At 65.4% G+C, this 23,404-nt stretch carries 20 protein-coding genes; 12 read left to right on the top strand and 8 right to left on the bottom strand.

Translation table 11 applies throughout. The features are described from left to right. Positions 1-21: 21 nt before the first annotated feature. Together F0Q04_RS09330 and F0Q04_RS09325 are read left to right on the top strand one after the other, a co-directional pair. Positions 22-1,410 carry an MATE family efflux transporter gene (locus F0Q04_RS09330; RefSeq protein WP_182345249.1) on the top strand — a complete coding sequence of 463 codons (1,389 nt, stop codon included), beginning with the start codon at positions 22-24 and terminating at the stop codon, positions 1,408-1,410. Positions 1,411-1,508: 98 nt separating this feature from the next. Continuing rightward, on the top strand, positions 1,509-2,321 hold the full coding sequence (locus tag F0Q04_RS09325) for a PPK2 family polyphosphate kinase (protein WP_182345248.1): 813 nt from the start codon (positions 1,509-1,511) through the stop codon (positions 2,319-2,321). 83 nt (positions 2,322-2,404) lie between these two features. On the opposite strand, the gene rimO is transcribed toward F0Q04_RS09325, so the two are convergent. From rimO to F0Q04_RS09300, 5 genes are all read right to left on the bottom strand, one after another. After that, positions 2,405-3,817, bottom strand: a complete 1,413-nt coding sequence (gene rimO / locus F0Q04_RS09320; protein WP_182345247.1) for a 30S ribosomal protein S12 methylthiotransferase RimO — start codon at positions 3,815-3,817, stop codon at positions 2,405-2,407. A gap of 234 nt (positions 3,818-4,051) precedes the next feature. Continuing rightward, entirely contained in the window at positions 4,052-5,191 is a 1,140-nt protein-coding gene (locus tag F0Q04_RS09315; RefSeq protein ID WP_182345246.1) for an AAA family ATPase, read from the bottom strand. Continuing rightward, positions 5,188-6,138, bottom strand: a complete 951-nt coding sequence (locus tag F0Q04_RS09310) for an RNA ligase family protein (RefSeq protein WP_182345245.1) — start codon at positions 6,136-6,138, stop codon at positions 5,188-5,190. Before F0Q04_RS09310 ends, F0Q04_RS09315 begins: the two co-directional genes overlap by 4 nt. 440 nt (positions 6,139-6,578) lie before the next feature. Beyond that, a complete protein-coding gene (gene phaR, locus F0Q04_RS09305; RefSeq protein ID WP_021026964.1) occupies positions 6,579-7,121 on the bottom strand; it encodes a polyhydroxyalkanoate synthesis repressor PhaR in 543 nt (180 codons plus the stop codon). A gap of 149 nt (positions 7,122-7,270) precedes the next feature. Further along, positions 7,271-8,203, bottom strand: a complete 933-nt coding sequence (locus tag F0Q04_RS09300; protein WP_116927284.1) for a LysR substrate-binding domain-containing protein — start codon at positions 8,201-8,203, stop codon at positions 7,271-7,273. A gap of 216 nt (positions 8,204-8,419) precedes the next feature. On the opposite strand from F0Q04_RS09300, the gene F0Q04_RS09295 reads away from it, so the two are divergent. Both F0Q04_RS09295 and F0Q04_RS09290 read left to right on the top strand, forming a co-directional pair. Next, positions 8,420-9,610, top strand: a complete 1,191-nt coding sequence (locus tag F0Q04_RS09295) for an acyl-CoA dehydrogenase (RefSeq protein WP_021026966.1) — start codon at positions 8,420-8,422, stop codon at positions 9,608-9,610. Between the two features lie 232 nt (positions 9,611-9,842). Then, positions 9,843-11,081, top strand: a complete 1,239-nt coding sequence (locus tag F0Q04_RS09290) for a CaiB/BaiF CoA transferase family protein (protein WP_116927283.1) — start codon at positions 9,843-9,845, stop codon at positions 11,079-11,081. Positions 11,082-11,146: 65 nt separating this feature from the next. Here F0Q04_RS09290 and F0Q04_RS09285 read toward each other — a convergent pair whose 3' ends face one another. After that, complete coding sequence (locus F0Q04_RS09285) at positions 11,147-11,884, bottom strand: methylated-DNA--[protein]-cysteine S-methyltransferase (protein WP_182345244.1); 738 nt, start codon at positions 11,882-11,884, stop codon at positions 11,147-11,149. 139 nt (positions 11,885-12,023) lie between these two features. On the opposite strand from F0Q04_RS09285, the gene F0Q04_RS09280 reads away from it, so the two are divergent. The 3 genes from F0Q04_RS09280 (at position 12,024) to F0Q04_RS09270 (ending at position 15,000) form a co-directional block, all read left to right on the top strand. Beyond that, complete coding sequence (locus F0Q04_RS09280) at positions 12,024-12,509, top strand: nucleoside deaminase (RefSeq protein WP_116927282.1); 486 nt, start codon at positions 12,024-12,026, stop codon at positions 12,507-12,509. Between the two features lie 101 nt (positions 12,510-12,610). Continuing rightward, positions 12,611-14,143 (top strand): glycosyltransferase family 39 protein, encoded by a 1,533-nt coding sequence (locus F0Q04_RS09275; RefSeq protein ID WP_182345243.1) that lies wholly within the window; start codon positions 12,611-12,613, stop codon positions 14,141-14,143. Between the two features lie 50 nt (positions 14,144-14,193). Further along, positions 14,194-15,000, top strand: a complete 807-nt coding sequence (locus tag F0Q04_RS09270; protein WP_182345242.1) for an alpha/beta fold hydrolase — start codon at positions 14,194-14,196, stop codon at positions 14,998-15,000. A 31-nt stretch (positions 15,001-15,031) separates the two neighbouring features. Here F0Q04_RS09270 and F0Q04_RS09265 read toward each other — a convergent pair whose 3' ends face one another. Next, on the bottom strand, positions 15,032-15,691 hold the full coding sequence (locus tag F0Q04_RS09265) for an NAD(P)-dependent oxidoreductase (protein ID WP_182345241.1): 660 nt from the start codon (positions 15,689-15,691) through the stop codon (positions 15,032-15,034). Between the two features lie 132 nt (positions 15,692-15,823). Between F0Q04_RS09265 and F0Q04_RS09260 the strand changes: the two genes are divergently transcribed. From F0Q04_RS09260 to F0Q04_RS09240, 5 genes are all read left to right on the top strand, one after another. After that, on the top strand, positions 15,824-16,750 hold the full coding sequence (locus F0Q04_RS09260; protein ID WP_182345240.1) for a LysR family transcriptional regulator: 927 nt from the start codon (positions 15,824-15,826) through the stop codon (positions 16,748-16,750). 575 nt (positions 16,751-17,325) lie between these two features. Then, positions 17,326-18,210, top strand: a complete 885-nt coding sequence (locus F0Q04_RS09255; protein WP_021026973.1) for a putative selenate ABC transporter substrate-binding protein — start codon at positions 17,326-17,328, stop codon at positions 18,208-18,210. 70 nt (positions 18,211-18,280) lie between these two features. Beyond that, positions 18,281-19,129 carry a phosphonate ABC transporter ATP-binding protein gene (locus F0Q04_RS09250; RefSeq protein WP_182345239.1) on the top strand — a complete coding sequence of 283 codons (849 nt, stop codon included), beginning with the start codon at positions 18,281-18,283 and terminating at the stop codon, positions 19,127-19,129. Further along, complete coding sequence (phnE, locus tag F0Q04_RS09245; protein ID WP_420093978.1) at positions 19,120-20,694, top strand: phosphonate ABC transporter, permease protein PhnE; 1,575 nt, start codon at positions 19,120-19,122, stop codon at positions 20,692-20,694. Before F0Q04_RS09250 ends, phnE begins: the two co-directional genes overlap by 10 nt. Before the next feature lie 12 nt (positions 20,695-20,706). Then, positions 20,707-22,095 carry a PepSY-associated TM helix domain-containing protein gene (locus tag F0Q04_RS09240; RefSeq protein ID WP_182345237.1) on the top strand — a complete coding sequence of 463 codons (1,389 nt, stop codon included), beginning with the start codon at positions 20,707-20,709 and terminating at the stop codon, positions 22,093-22,095. A gap of 74 nt (positions 22,096-22,169) precedes the next feature. On the opposite strand, the gene F0Q04_RS09235 is transcribed toward F0Q04_RS09240, so the two are convergent. Further along, positions 22,170-23,384 (bottom strand): sugar transporter, encoded by a 1,215-nt coding sequence (locus F0Q04_RS09235; protein ID WP_182345236.1) that lies wholly within the window; start codon positions 23,382-23,384, stop codon positions 22,170-22,172. Between the last annotated feature and the right edge of the window lie 20 nt (positions 23,385-23,404).

Raw genomic sequence — 23,404 nt, 5'->3', positions numbered from 1 at the left:
ACCCTGACCCCACACCCTCCCATGTCTTCGTCCATACCCGCACCCCAGGCGGCGCCCTCCGCCCCGCCTGTTCGCCCCCTGTGGCAAGTCTTCATGGTGTTTCTGGGCCCCATGCTGCTGTCCAATATCCTGCAGTCCCTCTCGGGCACGCTCAACAGCATGTTCCTGGGCCAGATGATGGGGGTCAAGGCGCTCGCTGCTGTTGCGGCGTTCTTTCCGGTCATGTTTGTCTTTATCGCCTTTGTCATTGGTCTGGGGGCTGGTGCGTCGGTGCTCATCGGCCAGGCCTGGGGCGCCGGGCAACCTGACAAGGTACGCGCCATTGCCGGCACCACCTTGCTCGCCGGGCTGGCCATGGGCGCGGCCGTGGCGCTGTTTGGCGGCCTGTTTACCCAGCCCATCATGCGCATGCTGGGCACGCCGGCCGATATTCTGGAGCAGGCCACCATTTACTCGCGCATCGTGCTGCTGGGCATGCCAGGGCTGTTCATCTTTTTGCTGTTCACCTCACTGCTGCGCGGCGTGGGCGACACGCTCACGCCGATGTGGTCGCTGATCGTGTCCACCGGCATCGGCCTGGTCAGCACGCCGGCGCTGATTGCCGGCTGGGGTGGCCTGCCGCGCCTGGGCGTGGCCAGCGCCGGGGTGTCGATGATTCTGGGCTTTAGCGTGGCCCTGGTCTGGCTGGCCATACAGCTGCGCCGCAAGCGCAGTGTGCTGGCCCCCAACCGCGCACTGCTGCGCGCCATGCGCCTGGACTGGACCTTGTTGCGCGCCGTGCTGCGTGTGGGTATCCCTACTGGCGTGCTGATGATCGCCACCTCGCTGGCCGGCCTCGTCGTGCTATCGCTGATCAATGGCTTTGGCTCGGATGCCACAGCCGCCTACGGCGCCGTCAACCAGATCAATGCCTTTGCCCAGTTCCCGCTGATCTCTGTGGCCATCACTGCGTCCATCCTGGCGGCCCAATCGATTGGCGCAGGCCGCAGCGAGCGCCTGCCCGCCATTGCGCGTACTGCGATGCAGATCAACATGGCCATCGGTGGCGCCACGGCCTTGCTGGGCAGCATTTTTGCCCGGCCCTTGCTGTACATCTTCATCACCGATCAAGAGGTGCTGCACGTGGCCGTGGAGCTGCTGCGCATTGTGCTGTGGAGTGGCCTGCTGTTTGGCGCCTTTGCCTCGCTGGCAGCACTGATGCGTGCCAGCGGCGATGTCCTGGTGCCCACGTTGATCACCATCGGCGTGATCGCCACCTTGGAGCTGCCACTGGCCTGGCTGTTCAGCCGCCACTTTGGTCTGGTGGGCATCTGGATGGCCTTCCCCGTCTCCTACGGCCTGACGTTGGCGCTGCAGACCTGGTACTACCAGGCGATCTGGAAGAAGCGCCCGATCCGCAAGATGGTGTGAAGCCCCTTGCAGGCGTGGCGCCCCAGGTGACAAGTCTGCCAAAAGCTGAAATCATGGCCCGTTGCATCCCGCCTGCCCGATACACCCTTTAGCCTGATATGCCCAATCCCCAGAACTACCGCGTGCCCGTCAAGGGCGCAGTCCATCTGGCCGACTACGACCCGGCCGCCACACCGTTTGCGCATGGCAGCATCAAGGCCCAGGAAAAAGACCTCAAGATGCTCAACAAGCAGCTGGCCCAGCTGATGCGGCCGCTGCAGGGCGAGAACAAGCGCTCGGTGCTGCTGGTGCTGCAGGGCATGGACACCAGCGGCAAGGATGGCACCGTGCGCGGCGTCTTCAAGACCACCGGCCCGCAGGGCCTGCGCATGGCCACCTTCAAAAGTCCGAGCAAGGAAGAGCTCTCGCACGACTACCTCTGGCGCTGCCATGCCGTGGCGCCGGCCAAAGGCGAGATCGGCATCTGGAACCGCAGCCACTACGAAGATGTGCTGGTGCCCCTGGTCAACGGCTGGATCACGCGCCAGGTCGCCAAGCAGCGCTATGCGCAGATCAACGACTTCGAGCGCCTGCTGGCCGAGAACGGCACCACCGTCCTCAAGTGCATGCTGCACATCAGCAAGGACGAGCAGCGCATCCGGCTGCAAGAGCGCATCGATGTGCCGGAAAAGCGCTGGAAGTTCAGCCTCGATGACCTGGCCGTGCGCAAGCAGTGGGATGCCTACCAGCAGGCCTATGAGGACCTGCTCGAAGCCACCTCCACCGCCCATGCGCCCTGGTATGTGGTGCCCGCCGACAACAAGCTGCACCGCAACCTGATGGTCAACACCTTGCTCAACCACTGCCTGCTGGATATGCAGCCACAGTACCCGGTGGACTATCCGGAGCTCGTTGGTCTGCAGGTGGAATAAGCACAAGCTCCCAAAGCGCAACGACCAAACAAAAGGGGCCTGCTGCAACAGCAAGGCCCCTTGCTTTGTATGCGATCCAGTGTTTAAACCGGCACACCCACCAGGTCATGGCCCTGGCTGCGCACAATGCGCACCTTGATCAGCTCGCCGACCTTGTAGGTCTTGCTGAGCTTCTCGGGCGGCAGCAGGTGCACAACGCCATCGATCTCGGGCGCATCGGCGTAGGTGCGGGCAATACCGCCCTTCTTGCCCAGGCCGATGGCCTTGTCCACCAGCACCTGCATGGTCTGGCCCACACGGCGCTCCAGGCGCCTGGCGGAGACCTCTTCGGCCACTTCCATAAAGCGGGCGCGGCGCGCCTCGCGCACCTCAGCGGGCAGCATGCCGGGCAGCTCGTTGGCAGTCGCGCCCTCGACCGGGCTATAGGCAAAGCAGCCTGCGCGGTCAATCTCGGCCTCGCGGATAAAGTCCAGCAGGTGCTCGAACTCTTCCTCGGTCTCGCCAGGGAAGCCGGCAATAAAGGTCGAGCGGATCACCAGCTCAGGGCAGATCGCGCGCCATTCGCGGATGCGCTCCAGATTGCGCTCACCGCTGGCCGGGCGCTTCATGCGCTTGAGCACATCGGGGTGGCTGTGCTGCAGCGGCACATCCAGGTACGGCAGCACCAGGCCCTGGGCCATCAGCGGCAAAATCGCGTCCACCGTCGGGTAGGGGTACACATAGTGCAAGCGCACCCAGGCGCCATGCGGCTTGGCCAGCTCGCCCAGCGCTTCGACCAGCTCCAGCATGCGGGTCTTGACCGGCTTGCCGTCCCAAAAACCGGTGCGGTACTTCACATCCACGCCATAGGCGGAGGTGTCCTGGCTGATCACCAGCAGCTCCTTGACGCCACCGGCAAACAGCGCCTTGGCTTCCTTGAGCACATCACCAATCGGGCGGCTGACCAGGTCCCCGCGCATCGAGGGGATGATGCAGAAGGTGCAGCGGTGGTTGCAGCCTTCGGAGATCTTCAGGTAGGCATAGTGCTTGGGCGTGAGCTTGATGCCCGCCTCGCCAAAGCTGCCGGGCACCAGGTCAATGAAGGGATCATGCGGCTTGGGCAGGTTGGTGTGGACCGCATCCATCACCTCTTGCGTCGCGTGGGGGCCCGTGACCGCCAGCACGCTGGGGTGCATCTGCTTGACCAGGTTGCCGCCGCCGTCACCCATCTTGGCGCCCAGGCAACCGGTGACGATCACCTTGCCGTTCTCGGCCAGCGCCTCACCAATCGTGTCCAGGCTCTCGCGCACGGCATCGTCAATAAAGCCGCAGGTGTTGACGATCACCAGATCGGCACCTTCAAAGGTCTTGGAGGTCTGGTAGCCCTCGGCGCTCAACTGCGTCAGGATCAGCTCGCTGTCGGTCAGGGCTTTGGGGCAGCCCAAACTGACGAACCCCACCTTGGGGGTTCGGTTGGCGTCGAGCGTCGCAGTGGCAGCGTGGGTATCGGTATTCATTTTTCTTGCAGGGGAACCTGGCAACTAATCTGGGCGGTATTTTAAAGCAGGCGCCCTGACAGGCTCCGTCCCTGGGGTATAGACCCGCAGGCGGGAGCCTGGAGAACGTGCATTCAGGTGGGAGATAGGCGGAAAAGCGTGGGGAAGGCTGCAGCGCCAGCGCCGAAAACAACACAACCTGGCCACACCGGGCCAGCTTGTGTTGCGGAGACTGCCAAGGCCGCCAACGCCGCCTCAGGGCTGCTCAATGCGCAGCGCATGGGCTTCCGTCTCGGTTGGCAGCTCCCAGCGGTTCAGCAGCGACTGCAGCGCCTTGTTGGACAGGGTCGAGTCCCGGCGGCTGTTACGCCGCAGCAGCTCGGCACGTGGCTGCTCCAGGTAGACCAATTCCACTTCGGCACCGTAGGCAAACAGCAGATCAAGCGTGCGCGTTCGCATCTGCAGGCTCAGATGCGTGGCGCTCCAGACAAAAGGCGCCTTCTTGCGCAGCAGTTCCCGGGCCTTGTCATGGGCAAAGTGCGCAGCGGCGCCCTCGTTCTCACCATGCTTCAGGTCCAGCGCTTCTCTTGCATCATCGAAAGACACCACCGGCAAGCCGCGCCGGTGCTGCGCCAGCCAGCTGTCCTTTCCCGACGCGGGCAGGCCACACATCACGGTCACGCGCGATCCAGGTTCCTGAAAAAGCGCATAGTCCGGGTGGACGTCAGCGCCCCGGAAGTAGCTCAGCCTGGTGTGGGCATCCGCAAAGTGCCGAGGACTCCCGTAGCAGCCCTCTTCCCGCGCCAGTTCCCGAAAGAGTTCGATGTTGTCCAGCACCGCCTGCTGGTCCACACAGACACGCCCGCGCATATCTGCTTCGGCCAAAGCGGCCAAGTGGACAAGATTCACCTGCCAGGACCCCTCTCGCACAATGCGCTCGGGCGTCTTGCCAGACCGAGACCCAGCCAACGCGAAAAATGGCACTTGGTGGACTGCAATCAGGCGGCAGACCGCTTCCCGCAGGTCCAGTGGCGCACCCGCGTCCCAGAGCAGCACACGGGCCTCCACGGCACCCTTGCGGGAATGGCCAGGCTGGCCGATGGCCCCGGTCTGTGGGTCGATGACCGTGGTCCGGTATTTGGCCACATCATGCAGCAAGGCCGCGAGGAACAAGACCATGCGGTCATGCGGGCTCGCCTGCAGGTAGTCCGGCAGCGCCAGCAGCTCCTGCACCACCATTTGGGTGTGCGTCCAGACATCACCCTCGGCGTGAAATCGGGGGTCCTGCACCGTCGTTTTGGCCCGCTCCAGTACGGGGAAGGCCGCAAGACAGGCCTCAAAATCCGGGGCGGCGCCCGGCGCGGGCACCAGGCCCGCAATCGTTGACCAGTTCATACACAGTCCTTTCCGGGAGAGCTTCTTCCCAATACTCGGCGGGCACCATCCGGCCCAGCTGCCCGGTTGCTTCGCGCCAAAGCTTTCAATGCATCCAGCGAGCGAATGGTGTGCAGGGACAAGTCTTCCCAGCTCACCGAAGGCTGCGGCGCATAGAGGTCCACACCTGGCGCCAGGCCATTGGCAATCATTGGCCGCTGGCTGTGGTGTGAGCCACTGTCCAAAATTGTCTGGAGAAAGTCTTGCCGGACCAGCTTGTAGCGCGCCACCACCTGGCCGTCCGCTTCCACCTTCAGATACAGGCCTTCTGCGAGGTCCGAGTTATTCGTCTGTTGCCAGCACAGCTGGGGCGGTAAACCCTCTCGTTGGACTGTGAGGTCAAACGACTGGCGCCAGGCGCGGCTCTTGGCCAGGGACGGCTGCACCAGCGCCCACAGCAAGGCGGGGTCTGTCGGCATCAGCCCCTCATACAGAACCGGCACGGACAGCACCGGTGAGCCCTGCAGCAAGGCATGGCGGCGCGGGGTCGATAGAAACTGACCCGTCTCCCGGTCCAACATGTCGAACTCATGAAAGTGGTGCGGCAACTGGTCGTAGAAAACCGAGTGCTTGGCATAGGTCCACTCGCCATAGACGACAAAGCGGTCCTCCAAGCGTTCGAGCAAGGCCGCTTCGTGGGCAGCGGCCCAGACTTTGAATAGATTGAACTGGCGCTCACTGCCGCCGCCCACCAGGTAGTGGCCTCGGGATTGCAGTAGCTGGTCGCCGGCGCCGCTAAAGGAAATGCCGGCGTTGGCGCCGTCGAGTTTTTCCTCGATGACGACGTGTTGGCCAGCCAGGGCTTTGAGGGGCACCTGGTCACTGGCATCGTCGCCCGCTTGCAAGCGCGATCCTTCCAGGTGAGGCGTGCGCGGGTATTTGAATATCGAAAGCGTGTGGGGATTCATGTTCGTTGCAGCGAGAAGCGTCTCGCTGTCCGGCAGGACAGGGAAAGCCAACGAACGTGAGGCGCAGGTCGACCGCTCTTACCCAAAAAAGGAAAGAGGTCGTCGCGCAGGGGAAGCGGGGGATTCAGCGCTCCCGCCGCCTCATGGCAGGCGTAGGGAGCTCGGAGCCAGTACCGCAGCCAGCTGTGGCGCAGACTTGCGCCGCACGAGGCTGCAAATGCAGTCGTCGGCGATTAGCGGGTGACGAACAGGCGGGACATGAAAGGCTCCGAAAAGGCAAAAATTGAAGGATTGGAGGTTATAGCATATGCAGTCGCTGCGTTCAAGAACGCAGCATCGACATCGCCCGTTTGCTCATGCCGCACGTGGCATGCACGCGTCAGACAGCAGGCGCGCAACATGGCTTGGCCCCTCCAGCTAGCGCCAAGCCATTCCCTGCATCAAGGCCGCTTGATGCCAAAAGCCGTCAGCATCTGCTCGGTCTGCTTCTGCATCTGCTCCTGCATCTGCTGGAAGAACTGCTGCGACTGCGCCTGGTAGTTGCTCGCATCGGGCATGCCTGGCACGCCGGGCATCGGCATACCCAGAAAATTGCGCCACATCTCGGGCGTCGCGCCCTTCATCTGGTCGGCAAAGCGGCCTTGCATCTCCGTGAACAGCTGCACATTGCGCTCCAGGTAGGAGCCCATAAAGCCCTGCATCGCATGGCCGTAGAAGCGGATGATGTTGACCAGCATGGCCTCGGTGAACATCGGCGCGCCGCCGGCTTCCTCATCCAGAATGATCTGCAGCAGAATGCTGCGCGTCAGGTCCTCGCCGGTCTTGGCGTCCTTCACAACGATGGGCTCGTTTTGCATGACCAGGGCCTTGACCTCGGCCAGGGTGATGTAGGCAGAGGTCTGGGTGTCGTACAGACGGCGGTTGGGGTATTTCTTGACGACGCGCTCGGACGCGGTGGCTGTTCCTGGGGTGTTTTCCGGCACGCGGATCTCCTGTGTCTCTCGCCAACGGCTGGCGTTATGGGAATACCGTCCATCCTAGTCTCTGGGACGGCGGTTTTTACCTCTAAGGCAATTTTTAGATTGTAGTGATGCCTGGGGCCTGTTGCGCTGCAGCACTTACCCTTAGGCCACTAGGCGGCCCGGCCTTTGAGCCAACTGGCAAAGGCCTGCAGCGCGGGCTGGGCAGGCAGGGGCTCGGTGGCCAGCGGGGTCATCCAGTAATAGGCGCGGCTGCCGGTCAAAGGCTGCTCACAGGCGACCACGAGCTCGCCCCGGGCGAGCTCATCCTCGATCAGCATTGGCGGGATCAGCGCCACGCCCATACCGGCCGCAGCAGCGACGGCCAGCATCGAGAACAGCTCATAGCGCGGGCCATCGAGCGCATGGGGCGCCTGCACGCCAGCGGCATCAAACCATTTGCGCCAGCCGTCCGGCCGGGTGCTTTGCTGCAGCAGCGGCAGCTGGGCCAGCACTTGGGGCGATACCGTCAGGTAGGCACGGCCGCGCCCGCGCTGGGTGGCGCCCTCGAGCAGGCGCGGGCTGCAGACCGGCACGATCAGCTCGTCCATCAGCCAAGCGGCCTGCGTGCCCGGCCACTGGCGCGCCTGCTCGGCCGTGCCGGCATAGATGGCGGCATCGACCTGGCGCTCGGCAAAGGCAAAGGGCCGGGTCTGCACATCGATATGCACCACGACGCCCGGGTGCTGCTGCAGGAACTGCGGCAGGCGCGGCAGCAGCCAGCGGGTGGCAAAGGTGGGCACGGCCGCAATGCTGATCGCGCCGCCCGCGCCCTGGTGGGCCATGATGTCCAGCGTGCCGCGCTCGATGCCCTGCAACCACTGCGCCACCTGCTGGCTGTACTGGTGGCCTGCGGCCGTCAGCACCATGCCATGGCGCGAGCGCTTGAACAGCTGCACGCCCAGTTGCTCTTCAAGTGCAATGATCTGGCGCGAGACGGCGCTTTGCGTCAGCGCCAGCTCCTGGGCAGCGCGGGTGTAGCTCTCGTGGCGGGCAGCCGCCTCAAAGCAGGCCAGCGCCTGGGTCGAAGGAATCATTCGGCGCATATCTTGTCTCCTGTGTGACGCATGCAATCACTCCTTTTTTCTCTGCGACTGCACTGCGACGGCATGTGTATAAATGCGTAATGCGCATATCTGGATGATAAACAATCGTTTGCCCCTGCGCTGCGGCAGGCCTACCATGGCGGCTGTTTTGGCAGGCCCGCGCTTCTGCGCCCGGCCTGCCTTCCGATGAGCGAATACAGATCCAAGGAGCAAGACATGGCGCAATTCACCTGGGAAGACCCCTTCCACCTCGACGAGCAACTCACCGAAGACGAGCGCATGATCCGCGACGCAGCCCGCGCCTACTGCCGCGACAAGCTCGCACCGCGTGTGCAGGAGATGTTCCGCAAGGAATCGGTGGACACCAGCATCTTCCGTGAGATGGGCGAGCTGGGCCTGCTGGGCCCCACGATCCCCACCGAATACGGTGGCGCTGGCCTCAACTACGTGAGCTACGGCCTGGTGGCGCGCGAGATCGAGTACATCGACTCGGGCTACCGCTCGATGGCCTCGGTGCAGTCCTCCTTGGTGATGGTGCCGATCAACGAATTCGGCACCGAAGCGCAAAAGCAGAAGTACCTGCCCAAGCTGGCATCGGGCGAGTTCATCGGCTGCTTTGGCCTGACCGAGCCCGACCACGGCTCCGACCCTGGCAGCATGGCCACCCGCGCCTACAAGGTGGATGGCGGCTACAAGCTCAAGGGCAGCAAGATGTGGATCACCAACAGCCCCATCGCCGATGTGTTTGTGGTCTGGGCCAAGGAAGTCTCCGAAGGCGGCGCCGTCGGCCAGATCCGCGGCTTTGTGCTGGAAAAGGGCATGAAGGGCCTGTCGGCTCCCGCGATCCACGGCAAGGTGGGCCTGCGCGCTTCGATCACCGGCGAGATCGTCATGGACGATGTGTTTGTACCCGAAGAAAACGCCTTCCCCGAAGTGCGCGGCCTGAAGGGCCCCTTCACCTGCCTGAACAGCGCCCGCTTTGGCATTGCCTGGGGTGCGATGGGTGCGGCCGAGTTCTGCTGGCACACCGCCCGCCAGTACACGATGGACCGCAAGCAGTTTGGCCGCCCACTGGCCGCCAACCAGCTGATCCAGAAAAAGCTGGCCGACATGCAGACCGAAATCACGCTGGGCCTGCAAGCGGCGCTGCGCGTGGGTCGCATGAAGGACGAGCACCAGAACGTGATCGAGATCACCTCGCTGATCAAGCGCAACAACTGCGGCAAGTCGCTGGACATTGCCCGCCTGGCCCGCGACATGATGGGCGGCAACGGCATCAGCGACGAGTTCGGTGTGGCGCGCCACCTGGTGAACCTGGAAGTGGTCAACACCTACGAAGGCACGCACGATGTGCACGCGCTGATCCTGGGCCGCGCCCAGACCGGCATCGCTGCGTTCGCCAACTAAGCACCGCCTGAGCCCCATCGCATGCAGCAGCTGCTGCATGCCCACCCACAACCCACTTCACTGCAGGCGCTGCGTGGGTGGGTTGTGGTGTTTTGTGATCGCTTAACCACCCCCTTGCCGGATGCGAATGGCGCCGCCCTGAGGCCGCACGTACCATCGGCGAGTTTTGCAGAAATTTCTTGCTGCAGCGCCTGTTGCACATGCATGGGCAGCTATCAAATTTGGAGACACCATGACCGCAAGCATCGCGCCGCTGGACGGCATCAAAGTTCTGGATCTGTCGCGGGTGCTGGCCGGCCCCTGGTGCGCACAGATGCTGGGTGACCTGGGCGCCGAGGTGATCAAGGTCGAGCGCCCCGAGGCTGGCGACGACACGCGCCACTGGGGCCCTCCCTACCTGCACACCGATGACGGCGCCAAGACCGAGCAGGCCAGCTACTACACCTGCTGCAACCGCAACAAGCGCAGCATCACCATCGACATGGCCTCGCCCCAGGGCCAGGCGCTGATCATCGAGCTGGCCAAGGATGCCGACATCCTCGTCGAGAACTTCAAGGTGGGCGGCCTCAAGGGCTATGGCCTGGACTATGAAAGCCTGCGCAAGATCAACCCGCGCCTCATTTACTGCTCGGTCACCGGCTTTGGCCAGACCGGCCCCTACGCGCCCCGCGCCGGCTACGACCTGATGGTGCAGGCGATGAGCGGCATGATGAGCATCACCGGCCACCCCGATGGCGAGCCCGGTGGCGGCCCGCTCAAGGTGGGCGTTGCGGTCACTGATGTGTTCACCGGCATTTATTCCTGCTGCTCGATCCTGGCCGCGCTGCAGGCGCGCCACCAGACCGGCGAGGGCCAGCACATCGACATGGCCTTGCTGGATGTGGGCATGGCCGTGCTGGCCAACCAGGCGGTGGGCTATTTGAATGCAGACGATATTCCGCAGCGCGCAGGCAATATCCACCCCAGCGTCGGCCCCTACCAGGACTTTCCCAGCAAGGACGGCAATGTGCTGCTGGCCATTGGCAACGACGGCCAGTTCGCCCGCTTTTGCGCCGCGACCGGCAACGAGGCCTGGGCGCAGGACCCGCGCTTTACCCGCAACTCGGGCCGCATCATCCACCGCAAGGATTTGCAGGAGTTGATGTACCCGCTGATGAAGACCCGCACCACCGCCGAATGGATTGCGCTGCTCGAAGACAAGGCCGTCCCCTGCGGCCCCATCAACAACATCGCCCAGGCCTTTGAGGATGAGCAGGTGATTGCACGCGGCCTGCATGTGCAGATCCCGCGCGACGCTGGCGACCAGATCGGCAGCATCAGCACCGTCGCCAGCCCCATGCGGCTGACTGCTACGCCGCCGGTGGTGCGCCGCCCGCCCCCCGCGATGGGCCAGCATACCGACGAGATCCTGGCCGAGCTGGGCCGCTCGCCCGCGCAGATTGCGCAGCTGCACAGCGAAGGCGTGGTCTGAGGCGGGGCGCTATCGCCATGTACCCAGGGCCGCTGTTGCGGCCCTTTTGGTTATTGGCGTAGCGCTCAATCAAACAGCCCCAGGCTGCTGCCATCGCCCAGCGCTGCGCCCTCCCACTCCAGCAGTTGCAGCTTGGTGCGCGTGCCGCCATTGGCCGAGAAGCCGCCGCCCGCGCCTTGCGCCGCCAGGATGCGGTGGCAGGGCACCACCGGCGCAAAAGGGTTGGCGCCCAATGCCTGGCCCACGGCACGCGCCAAGCCCTTGCCACCCAGGTCCTGCGCCAGGTCGCCATAGCTGCGCGTCTGGCCCGGCTCAATGGCCAGTGCCAGCTGGTAGACCGCCCGCGAAAAATCCGGCACGCCATGCCAGTCCAGCACCACATCATCGAGCAGCGGCAGGCCGCTGCGCGCAGACCAGCGGTTCAGGGTCAGCAGGCTGCGCAAATCACCCAGCACCGGGGCGGGTGCATCGGGCCAGGGCGCACTGTCATCCGGGTCGGAGCCACCCTCGCGCCCAGCCAATAGCCACTGCACGCCGGCCACCGCCTGCAAGGCCTGCGCACTCAAATCACCCGGCACCTGGACCTGCGGCCACAGGCCCTCTCGGCGCTGGCGTGCGTGCTCGAGCAGGCGCATCTGGGTGGCTTCCAGGCTGGGCTCGGGCAGCCGCAGCGCCACCACGGCCTGCGCACCCCAGGCAATGCCGCAAACACCCAGCCGGGTGCGGAACAAGGCATGGCCGGTCTGTGCAGGGTCCCAGCCTTCGCGGGGCACAGTAGGAGAGGATACGGGGGCGGTATGCATGCCTGCATCTTGCCCCAGTTTGCGCAGCCCCCACCAGTCCCAGTGCCGCAGTGCCACTGTCAGTCTTTGCCGGCCAGGCGGCACCGGCCCACAGGCTGACAGCACAATCGGCCAGGTGTTCCACAATAAGAAGCGCCCCATGACCGACACCCTGCACGCCCAGCACACCGCCATCCTGCGCGAGGTGCTAGCCAGCGCCCACCGCAACCGCCATCTGCAAAAAGGCCGCCCCTTTGCCGCAGCGATTGCCGATGATGCGGGCAGCATCCTGGGCCGGGGCGTGAACACCATCAGCCAGACGCAGGACATGACGGGCCACGCCGAGATGGAAGCCATCCGCGACTGCTGCCACCAGCGCCAGCTGCCGCACCTGCAGGGGCTGACGGTCTATGCCTCCGGCCACCCCTGCCCCATGTGCCTGGCCGCAATCGTGGCGGGCCAGGCCAAGCAGGTGTTTTTTGCGTTTGACAATGCCGATGCGGCGCCTTACGGGCTGTCGAGCGAAGGCGTCTACCAGCGCCTGGGCTTGCAGCTGCAACCGCCGCCGCTGCCCATCCAGCGGCTGGATCTGGGCATCAGCGCAGCGCAGCTCTATGGCGATGCGCCCTGGCCCAGCGCAGACTAAAAATCACAGCAAACCGCCTTCGCGCTTTGCGTTGGCTTTACGTCTGCCCTTTATGATCGGGCAGTTTTTTTGGCGGCCATGCCGCCCTTCTTGCCGCTTGCATGACCCCGCTCCCTACCCAGCCCCCTGCCGTTGACCGCCAAGCCCTGCGCTGGATTGCAGCGCTGTTTGTGCTGGTCATGGCCAGCCGCCTGCTGGCCTCGCACGGGGTGTCCTGGGACCAGAACGAGCAGCTGGTCTGGTCGCAGCAACTGGCACTGGGCTACGGGCCCCAGCCGCCGCTCTACACCTGGCTGCAATGGGCCCTGGTGGGGGTGCTCGGCCCCAGCACCGTCGCCGTGGTGCTGCTCAAAAACAGCCTGATTGCGCTGAGCTTTGTCTTTATGCTGCTGGCCGCGCGCGAGGTGCTGCCTGCCCGCCAGGCCTGGCCGGCCGCTGCCGGCATGGCCTGGCTTCCCGGCATTGCCTGGCAGTTGCTGCGCGACCAGACCCACACGGTGATGCTGACCTGCGCGATCTGCGCGACCTGGTGGTTGCTGCTGCGCCAGCTGCGCCAGCCGCGACCGCTGGGCTTTGTCTACCTGGGCCTGGTCGTGGCCTGGGGCATGCTCTCCAAATACAGCTACCTGCTGGTGGCCGTGACCTTGCTGCTGGCCTGCCTGAGCTTGGGCAGCACGCGCCGTGCGCTGCTCTCGCGCGGCTGGTGGCTCACGCCGCTGATCAGCATCGCGCTGGTGGCCCCGCATGCCTGGTGGGTGCTGGAGCATTGGCAAGCGGCCAGCGGCGCCACGCTGGACAAGCTGCACCCGGCAGAAACCAGCTCCTACCTCAGCGGCCTGGCCCAGGGCCTGCGCGATCTGCTGGCCTTTTTGCTGCTGGCCGTGCTGCCCTGGCTGCTGATGGCACGCTGGACCAGTGGGCGCTTTTGGCAGCAGCCCGCTGCGGCCAACGGCGCCGTCCATACCAGTCCCACGCCTGACTGGCTGGTGCCGCTGCTGGGCCGCTATATGGCGCTGGTGGCGGGGTCGCTCGCGCTGATGGCGCTGGCCGGCGCGGCCAAGTTCGATGGCCGCTGGATCCAGCCGCTGCTGCTGATTTTTCCGCTCTATATGCTGGCCCGCTGCCCGGCGCTTGCCGCATCGGACAAAAGCCGCCAGCGCTACCTGCTGGCCTGCCTGGGCATGCTGGTGCTGGTGTGGTCGCTGGCCTTGCTGGCGCCGCTGCGCGATGCCAAGCGCGGCAAGGGTGACCGCCTCAATTGGCAGCTGGACCTGATCGCCCAGACCTTGCGCCAGGCAGGCTACCAGGGCCAAGGCATGGTGCTCGCCGAGCACCACACCACTGGCGGCGTGATGCGCATTCTGTTTCCGCAGGCCCAGATCGTGGTCTGCGATGCGGACGAGCCGGGCTTTCATAAGGATTGCGCCTGGCAGGCCGCCGAAAGCGCGCGCCGCCAGCAGCTGCCCTGGCTGCAAATCTCCACCGAGGACCCGGCGCCCGATGCCTGGTGGTGGGCGGCCTGGCCGGTCGATGCGATGCTGCAGGTGCAGGAGACCGAGCTGCCCTACCGCTGGACCGACCCGGCACGTGCGCAGATGCAGATGAACTTTGTGGTGTCTCCAGCGGGCAGATAATCACTGCCCGGCGCCACTAAGATGCGGTCATCTCCCTCGCCGCCGAGACCATGACCGCCATCTCCGACACCGCCGCCATCGCCCAAGAACACTGGATCGGCCTGCCCCAGCAGGGCCGGCTGTATGCCAAAACCTGGACCCCGAGCACCGCACATAAAGCGCCGCTGGTGCTGATGCATGACTCACTGGGGTCGGTCGCGCTATGGCGCGATTTTCCGGCGCAGCTGGCCCAGGTCACGGGCCGGCAGGTGATCGCCTATGACCGCCTGGGCTTTGGCCAGTCCGACGCGCGCGGCGACACGCTGTCAACGCAGTTTGTCGGCGAAGAAGCGGAGATTTACTTTCCCATTGTGCGCCAGCATCTGGGGCTCAGGCGCTTTGCCTTGCTGGGCCATAGCGTGGGCGGCGGCATGGGTATCGCCATTGCGGCCGGTGCGGGCCAGGAATGCACGGCCCTGGTCACCATCGCCGCCCAGGCCTTTGTCGAAGACCGCACGCGGGCGGGCATTGTCGAGGCCCGCGCGCTGTTCCAGGACGCGGAGCAATTGGAGCGCCTGGCCAAATACCACGGCAGCAAGGCACGCTGGGTAGTCGATGCCTGGACGGAAACCTGGCTCAGCCCCGCGTTTAGCGATTGGAGCGTGGACGCCTGGCTGCCCCGCCTGCAATGCCCCCTGCTCGCTATCCATGGTGAGCTCGATGAATACGGCAGCACCGCGCACCCTGAACGCATTGCCCGCCAGGCGGGGGCTGGCGGCCAGACCGCCATCATCGCCGGCGCCCACCATGTGCCGCATCGCGAAATGGCCGAGCAGGTGCTTGGCCGGGTGCAGACATTTCTGGCGCAGGCGGACTGAGTCCCCGGTCTGCGCCAGCAGGCCTGTTCTTTTAATAGGCGACCGTAAAGCGCGCCTTGCTGTGCAGATGCTGCTCCAGCGCATCGACCAGGGCCACGGCCAAATCCGCTGCCGAGATATCGCCAGGGCTGCCATCGGCCTGCCACAGCGGCTCATCCTTGCCGGTGCGGTATTGGCCGGTGCGGCCCTGGCTTTGTGCAGCCGATCCGCCATGGAAGCCCACGGGCGGGCTCAGCAGGGTCCAGTCCAGGGCTGTCTCTTTTTGCAGCGCGGTATACATGTCGCGGGCCGCACTGGCACCAGGCTTGATCGCAGCGGGGAACTCGGGCGAATCCACCAACTGCTGGCCGTTCACATACAGGCTGCCCGCACCGCCCACCACCAGGTAGCGGGCCACGCCAGCTGCGCGGGTGCCGGCCTCGATGGCGCGCGAGCCCTGGAGGAAATCCTCGTAGATATTCGGGTTGGTCCAGCCTGCGTTGTAGGCCGACAGTACCGCGTCGCTGCCCGTAGCGGCCTTTTGCACCACGGCCGCATCCATCACATCGCCCTGCAGCACCTGCAGGTGCGGGCGGGGCGCCAGCTTGGCGGGGTCGCGCACCAGGGCCACCACGTCGTGGCCGCGTTGCAGCAATTCATCGAGCAATGCGGCGCCTACAAAACCGGTCGATCCAATCAGGGTGACTTTCATCGTATTTCCTTTGCATGAACATCGGCGGGCAGCCTTTGCGCCACGCCATGACCACACTGTAGGGCTGGGGAGCTGATTTGATAATCCCTCTATTTGAAGCAATTCTTTGAAGCTGTGCTTCATAATCAGCCGATGGAAGACCTCAAGCGCATGGCTATTTTTGCCACCGTGGTCGAGCAAGGCTCGATGACGGCTGCTGCACGCATTTTGGGCATGAGTGCTTCGGCCGTCAGCCAGCAGGTGCGGCAGCTGGAAGCCCAGGCAGGCCTGCCGCTGATGCACCGCACGACGCGCAGGCTCAGTCTGACCGACGCCGGGCAGCGCTTTTATGCGCAGTGCGCAGTGATGCTGCAGGCCGCACGCCAGGCCCGCGCCGAGCTCGATGCCGAGCGCGACGAACCCGTGGGCGAGCTGCGCATTGCCGCCGTGCTGGGCCTGGCCGCACCGCTGGGCCGGGCGCTGGCTCCGTTGCTGCATGCCCATCCGCAACTGCGCCTGCAACTGCTGCTCGATGATTCGCACAGCGATCTGGTCGCAGAGCGGGTGGACATCGCCATTCGCCTGGGCGAGCTGCCCGACTCCCACTGGGTCGCGCGCACGCTGGGCACCCTGCCCTGGTGGATATGCGCCGCCCCGGCGCTGGCGCAAGGCAGGCCTTGGCCGAGCAACCCGCAGGCCCTGCAAGCCTGGCCCTGGATGGCGCGCAATATCGGCACAACCAACAACAACAACAACAGCACCAGCGCCAGCGCCAGCATGCAGCTGCAGCACCGCCACAGCGGCGAGCTGGTGGTGCTGCACACCACGCCACGCATCATCAGCAACCAGCAGTACGCGCTGCAGCAGCTGTGCCGCGAGGGGCTGGGTCTCGCCCGCCTGTTCTCGCTCGAGGTGGCCGACCAGGTGCACAGCGGTCAGCTGCTGCGCCTGCTGCCCGACTGGGATTGCGGCAGCCTGCGCATCTCTGCACTGACCCCCGAGCGCCAGGCGCTGCCTGCGCGGGTGCGGCTGGCGCTGGCCGCGCTGCAAGCCCACTTTGCGCCGCTGGCACTGTCCTAACCCCAAGCGCTGCACCAGCGCAGCTTTGAATGGCGATGGCTGGCACCAGTGAGGGCTTGCATGCCGCTGTGGCCAAAAAAGAACGTGAGGAGCAGCGGTGGTTTTGCCAAATAAGCAAGAATCCGCTTTGGTGGTCGGTGTACTGCCTTGGTCCTGTGAAGGTATTGATGGTCTCTTCGCATCGAAACCATGAAGACTTTCCTATCGCCGCGTTATCCGCGTGGCCTATTAAATCGCCGTGTTATCCGGACGGCGGTGGCTTTGAGAACGTGTTTATGATCTCTACGCAGCCGCGTTGGAGTGCAATCGGGATGAGTTCGAAGGGGTGGAACGCAGCTTGCACCGGGGTGCAAGCAAGAGCCAGCGCGCAGAAATCGCCCGATTTCACTCCAACCCTTCGGGACAGTGGCTTTGCGGGCGCCCGGCTAGGGCCACCCGGGCAGGGGCGGTCTACGTCGTTGCAAATCCTCGCAATAGCATGGCTATTGCTGCGGTGTTGCGCCTCGCATCCCATCCCGCAAAACCACTGTCGCGGCGCGAGGAGATCCTAAACACGTTCTTAAAACGGAAGCTCTATGACCCACTCTACCGCTCGCCGCTCGGCGCTGCGTGGCCTGTCGCTGGCCGCGCTGACCCTCTCCAGCCTGGCAACTTTCAGCGCCCATGCAGACACCCCTGCGGTGCTGCGCGTATCGGCCATCCCCGACGAGGCGCCGACGGAGCTGCAGCGCAAGTTCAAGCCGCTGGGCGAGTATCTGTCGCAGGCCACGGGCATGCAGGTGGTGTTCACGCCGGTGTCCGACTATGCGGCGGTGGTCGAATCCCTGGCCACCAAGAAGCTGGACCTGGCCTGGCTGGGCGGCTTTACCTATGTGCAGGCCAAGATCCGCACCAACGGCACGGCGATCCCGATCGTGCAGCGCGCCGAAGACGCAGTCTTCACCAGCAAGTTCATCACCGCCGACCCCAGCATCCAGACGTTGGCTGACTTGAAGGGCAAGACCTTTGCGTTTGGCGCGCCCTCGTCCACCTCGGGCAGCCTGATGCCACGCTATTTTCTGCTGCAAGACGGCCTGAACCCGGAAAAGGATTTCAAGACCGTGGCTTACTCGGGCGCGCATGATGCGACCGTGGCCTTTGTGGCGGCCGGCAAGGCAGAGGCCGGTGTGCTCAACACTTCGGTCTGGGACAAGCTGGTCGAGACCAAGAAGGTCGACACCAGCAAGGTGCGCGTGTTTGCCACCACCCCCACCTACTTTGACTACAACTGGACCGTGCGCGGCGACCTGGACCCAGCCATCACCAAGAAACTGACCGATGCCTTCCTGGCGCTGGACCCAGCCAAGCCCGAGCACAAGGCCATCATGGATTTGCAGCGCGCCTCCAAGTTCATCCCGACCAAGCCCGAGAACTATGCCGGCACCGAAGCGGCCGCCAAGTCCGCCGGTCTGCTCAAGTAAGTGGCCGCCTGGCATGGGCGCTGGTGCAGTGCCCATGCCGCCTCTGCGGCGTTTTTCCAGCATTTGATCCATGAGCTTTGTGCTTGACGATGTGGGCCTGACCCACACCAATGGTTTTGTCGCGCTCTCGGGCATCGGCCTGTCTGCGGCCCAGGGCGAGAGCATTGCGCTGATCGGCCCGTCCGGCGCGGGCAAGACCTCGCTCTTGACGGTGATCGGCACGGCCCACCTGCCCAGCAGCGGCCGCATGCAGGTGCTGGGCCAGGCCTTGCCCAGCGCGCCTGCCAGCCCCACGGCGCGCCAGCTCAAGGCGCTGCGCAGCCTCATCGGCACCGTGCACCAGAGCGCCCCGATTGCGCTGCGCCAGCGCGTGGTCACCGCCGTGCTCGCCGGCCGCCTGGGCCAGTGGCCGCTGTGGAAGGCGCTGGCGTCGCTCGCTTACCCGCAAGACATGGCCGGTGCCCGCGAGGCGCTGGCCCGCGTGCAGCTGGAGGACAAGCTCTTTGCGCGCTGCGACCAGCTCTCGGGCGGCCAGCTTCAGCGCGTGGGCATTGCCCGCGTGCTCTACCAGCAGGCCCGGTTGATCCTGGCCGATGAGCCGGTCTCGGCGCTCGACCCCGCGCTGTCGCTCGCCACCGTGCAGCTGCTGGTGCAAGAGGCCGCCGCGCGCCAAGCCACCTTGGTCGCCAGCCTGCATGCGGTGGACCTGGCGCTCAGCTGCTTTGCACGCATTGTCGGTATCCGCGATGGCCGGATTGCCTTTGACCTGCCCGCCGCGCAGGTGCGCCAGGCACAACTCCAGGCCTTGTACGCCCATGCCGATGGCAGTGCGGCTGCGCTACCCACCTTGGGCAGCATGGCCAGTGCCGCGCCGCAGGTGGCAGCCAGCCCGGCGGCTGACGTGATCACATGCCGCTGATGCCAGCTGCTGCCACCCACACGCACCGCCGCGACCCGGCAGCGCGTGGGCGCCTTATCGCGCTGCTGCTGGCGCTGCTGGTGCTGTGGCCCATGCTGCAGACCTCGGGCTTTTCACTGGCGCCGTTTTTTGACAGCAACAACCTCAAAGTGGTCGGCGGCTTTATGGCCCAGTTTCTGCCGCCCGAAACCCGCCCGGAGTTTCTAGGCTACCTGGGCCAGGCCAGCTTGGAGACGCTGGCCATTGCCACCGCCGGCATGGCGCTGGCGCTGGTTTTGGCGCTGCCGCTGTCCTATCTGGCGAGCGGCGCTGCGCGCGAAAAGGTCAGCCTCAACCCGATCACCCGCAGCGTACTGACCATTTTGCGCGGTGTGCCCGAGCTGGTCTGGGCGCTGGTGTTTGTGCGGGTGTTTGGCCTGGGCCCCGCCGCTGGCGTGCTGGCCCTGGGCCTGACCTATGGCGGCATGCTGGCCAAGGTCTATGCCGAGATTCTCGAATCGGCCGACCCGGCGCCAGCCCGCGCACTGCGCGCGAGCGGCGCAGGCCGCTTGCAGGCCTTGCTCTACGGCGCGCTGCCTCAAGCGGCGCGCGAGCTGACCTCGTACAGCGTCTACCGCTGGGAATGCGCAATCCGCGCCTCGGTCGTCATGGGCTTTGTGGGTGCCGGTGGCCTGGGCCAGCTGATGGACCAGGCGATGAAGATGCTCAATGGCGGCGAGGTCGCCAGCATCTTGCTGGCCTTTATGCTGCTGGTGGCGCTGGCCGATTTGCTGTCCTGGTGGCTGCGCCGCGCGCTCGATACGCCGCCGGCAGCCCGTGCGCTGCCCTTTGGCTGGCGCAGTGCGGCGCTGCTGCTGCTCGGCGCTGCTGGTCTGTGGGCTAGCTTCTGGCTGCTCAACATCGATTGGTCTGCGCTCTTCAGCCGGGATGCTGTGCAGTCGATGGGCAGCTTTGTGGCCGGCTTTTTCTCGCCCGACCTGAGCGCCGCCTGGCTGCGCAAGGTGGCCCAGGGCGTGTGGGAGACCTTGGCGATCTCCGTCATCGGCAGCCTGCTGGCGGCAATGGCCGGGCTGCTGCTGGCCTTGCCGCGCTGGCGCACGCCCTGGAACGCGCTGCTCAACCTGCTGCGCTCGGTGCCCGAGCTGGTCTGGGCTACGATCACCGTGCTGGCCGTGGGCCTGGGCCCGTTTGCGGGCGCCTTGGCGCTGGCCTTGCACACGGCCGGGGTGCTGGGCCGGCTCTATGCCGAGGCCTTGCAGAACACACCTGCAGCCCCGGCCCGGGCGCTGCGCCTGGCCGGCAGCAGCCGCCTGCTGGCCTTTTGCTATGGCACGCTGCCAGCGGCCGCGCCGCAGCTGCTGGCCTACACCCTGTACCGCTGGGAGATGAACATCCGCATGGCGGCCATCCTTGGCTTTGTCGGCGCTGGCGGCCTGGGCCAGCTGCTGTATTTCGAACTCTCGCTGTTCCACTATGCGCAGGCCAGCACCGTCATCATCGCCATGCTGCTTTTGAGCATGGCGGTGGACTGGAGCAGTGCTGCACTGCGCCGCGCAATGCGCTAACCACGATCCTGGATGTCTCCCTCCACCCGCAAAATCTGGCAGCTGCTGATCCGCAGACTGCATCTGTATATCGGCCTGCTGGTCGCACCGTTCATCGTCGTGGCCGCCGCGACCGGCCTGCTATATGCACTGACGCCCCAACTGGAAAACCAGCTCTACCGCAGCGCGCTGCAGGCCGAATCGGTACCTGGCGCCCAGGCGCAGCTGCTGTCCGCTCAGGTGCAAGCCGCCTTACAGTCCTTGCCCACTCCGGCAGCCGTGGTCGCTGTGCGCCCGGCGCCCGATGCGCGTAGCAGCACCCGCGTGATGGTGGCCGATGCGGCGCTGGGCCCCTCCGAGTACCGCAGCCTCTTTGTCAATCCCTATACCCTGGCGCTGCAAGGCGACCTGACGGTCTATGGCACCAGCGGCGTGCTGCCGCTGCGCAAGCAGCTCGATCTGCTGCACCGCCAGTTGCTGATGGGCGAATGGGGCCGCACCTACAGTGAGCTGGCAGCATCCTGGCTGTGGGTGGCTGCGCTGGGCGGTGTGGCACTGTGGTGGCTGTCGCGCCCGCAGCGGGCCGGCGCCCAGGTGACTCATCCTCCGCTGCGCCGCTGGCACCATGGGCTGGGCCTGTGGCTGCTGGTGGGCCTGCTGTTCCTGTCGGCCACGGGACTGACCTGGTCGCGCTGGGCCGGCGGCCATTTTGGCCAGGCGCTGCAGCAGATGGGCTGGCAAACGCCACGCCTGAACACCAGCTTGGACACAGCAAACCATGGCACGCATGCGCACCAGCACGCGGCCGACCCGCATGCGGACCATGCCGAGCACCAGGCCGCCCCGATGGCGCCAGCCGATAGGCTGCCTATGCCCGAAGACTTTGGTACCGCCTTGGCGCTCGCCCGCCAGCACGGCCTGGCATCGGCCAAGCTGGAGATCCGGCCCCCGGCCGCCGCCAACAAGGCCTGGACGGTGACCGAAATCAACCGCTCCTGGCCCACCGAAGTGGATGCGCTGGCGATCGACCTGGCGAACGGCCAGGTGCTGGACCACAAGCGCTTTAGCGACTACCCACTCGCCTCCAAGCTGACACGCTGGGGCATTGACCTGCACATGGGCAGCTGGGGTGTTTTGAACCAGGCGGTGCTGGTGCTGCTGGGCGCCGGCATTGTCGCAATGGCAGTGACTGGCTGGCTGCAATGGCGCAAGCGCCCGGGCCGCAGCCGCGAGTGGCTGCATGGCCAGCTGACCTTGGTCCACCAATGGCGCCAGTTGCCGCGTGTTTCAGCGTTGGCTCTGTTGCTGGTGGCAGTCGCCTTGGGCTGGCTGCTGCCGGTGCTGGGCTGCAGCCTGTTGGCACTGCTGGCGCTGGATGCCTGGATCTACCTGCGCCGATCGCCCCAAGCCACAAAACGGTAAGCCCAAAAAAATGCCCGGCACACAGGTGGTGCCGGGCAGGTGGATGGTGCTAGGGACGCTCCTTCGCTGGCCAGTTAGTGCGGCACAATGCGCGCCTCCGCCCCTGCGGGGGCAAAGCTGCTGCGCCACTTCCAGCCGGCAAAGGCACACCACAGCACCCCCAGCACGGCAATGCTGCCGCCCACGGGGCCCAGGTAGTGCAGTCCGGCATGCATGCCCACCTGGCTGCCCAGCAAGGCGCCCGCGCCAATGCCGATATTGAAAATGCCCGAGAACAGCGACATGCCCACATCGGTGGCGTCCGAGGCCAGGCGCAGCACCTTGGCCTGCAGCGGCAGCACCATGCACAGCATGACGACACCCCACACGGCGCAGACCAGGTAGAGCGCAGGCGGCCAGCGCGTGCTGGGCAGCAAAAGCCACAGGCAGGCTGTCAGCACCGCCATCGCACCGAGCAAAAAGCCGCGCGGCCAGCGCATGCCAAAGCTGCTGAACAGGATGCTGCCCACGATGCCCATGCCGCCGTACAGCAGCAGCACCCAGGTGGTGACCTGGTTGTTGAGCCCCGCCTCGCGCTGGATCAGCGGCTCGATATAGCTGTAGACGGTGAACTGGGCTGTCACCATCAGGATCAGCAAGGCATAGGTGGCCGACAGCGCCGGGCGCTTGAACAGCACCGGAATGCTGCGCAGCGAACCGGCATTCTCGCTGGGCAGCAGGGGCAGCATGCGCCACAGCACCAGCATGACGGCCAGCGCCAGCACGCCGATGATGCCGAAGGTCGTGCGCCAGCCCAGCGCCTCGCCCACCATGCGGCCCAGAGGCACGCCCAGCACCATCGCCAAGGTGGTGCCGGTGGCCAGCAGGCCCAGCGCCTGCGGGCGCTTGTCCTGCGGCGCAATGCGCACCGCCAGCGATGCGGTGATCGACCAGAACACCGCATGCGCCAGCGCAATGCCCATGCGGCTGATCAGCAAGGTGGCGTAGTTCCAGGCGATGGCCGACAGGCCATGGCTTACGATGAACAGCGCAAACACGCCCATCAGCAGCTTGCGCCGCTCGACATTCTTGGTCATCAGCATGCAGGGCAGCGAGGTGAGCGCAACGATCCAGGCATAGATGGTCAGCATCAGGCCCACCTGCTCGGTGCCCATGCCAAAGCTGCCACCAATGTCGCTGAGCAGGCCCACCGGCACAAACTCGGTGGTGTTGAAAACAAAGGCGCCCATGGCCAGGGCGATCACGCCGAGCCAGGCCTGGCGGCGGGTCAAAGATGCGGAATCGGTCATTGCAATAAAAAAAGCCGCAA

It is taken from the genome of Comamonas koreensis (assembly GCF_014076495.1).
GTDB classification, from domain to species: domain Bacteria; phylum Pseudomonadota; class Gammaproteobacteria; order Burkholderiales; family Burkholderiaceae_C; genus Comamonas; species Comamonas squillarum.
Note: the sequence above shows the minus strand (reverse complement) of the source record. Positions and strands in the feature narration are given on the sequence as shown.